Source organism: Cellulosimicrobium sp. 22598 (assembly GCF_052044445.1).
Taxonomy (GTDB): Bacteria; Actinomycetota; Actinomycetes; order Actinomycetales; family Cellulomonadaceae; genus Cellulosimicrobium; species Cellulosimicrobium cellulans_G.
Window position 1 is genome coordinate 1 of the sequence record NZ_JBQEMZ010000047.1, and the last position, 789, is coordinate 789.

General features: G+C 70.6%; 1 protein-coding gene. It reads left to right on the forward strand.

Features of this window, described 5'->3' with window-relative positions:
* Nucleotides 1–2 precede the first annotated feature (2 nt).
* Entirely contained in the window at nt 3–785 is a 783-nt protein-coding gene (nagB, locus tag ACTJIY_RS20815; RefSeq protein WP_440675401.1) for a glucosamine-6-phosphate deaminase, read from the forward strand.
* Nucleotides 786–789 lie beyond the last annotated feature (4 nt).

The window sequence follows — 789 nt, forward strand, 5'->3', positions numbered from 1 at the left end:
TGATGGAGGTCGTGATCGCTCCGGCGGAGCGGTTGGCGGTGCTGGCTGCGGACGCGATCGAGAAGGTGGTGCGGTCGAAGCCGGAGTCGGTGCTGGGGCTGGCGACGGGTTCGTCGCCGCTGAAGGTGTACGACGAGCTGGCGCGGCGCCATCGTGAGGACGGGTTGTCGTTCGCGGGCGTCAAGGCGTTCATGCTGGACGAGTACGTGGGCCTGCCGGTGGAGCATCCGGAGCGGTACCGGAACGTGATCGAGACGGAGATCGCCTCGCGGGTGGACTTCGCTCCGGGCGCGGTCCAGGGTCCGGACGGCAACGCTGAGGACCTGGTCGCGGCGTGCGCGGCGTACGAGGAGGCGATCGCGGGGGCCGGGGGTGTGGACCTGCAGATCCTGGGGATCGGGACGGACGGGCACATCGCGTTCAACGAGCCGGGGTCGTCGCTGGCGTCGCGGACGCGGATCAAGACGTTGACGGCGCAGACGCGCGAGGACAACGCGCGGTTCTTCGGCGACGACGTGGACCGGGTGCCGCGGCACTGCCTGACGCAGGGGCTGGCGACGATCATGTCGGCACGGCACCTGGTGCTGCTGGCGACGGGCAAGGGCAAGGCGGAGGCGGTGCACCAGCTCGTGGAGGGCCCGATCAGCGCGTTGTGGCCCGCGACGATCATGCAGATGCACCCGCACGCGACGGTGCTGGTCGACGACGCGGCGGCCTCGCGCCTGCAGCTCGGGGACTACTACCGCCAGACGTACGCGTCCAAGCCGGACTGGCAGGGCCTGTAGACCC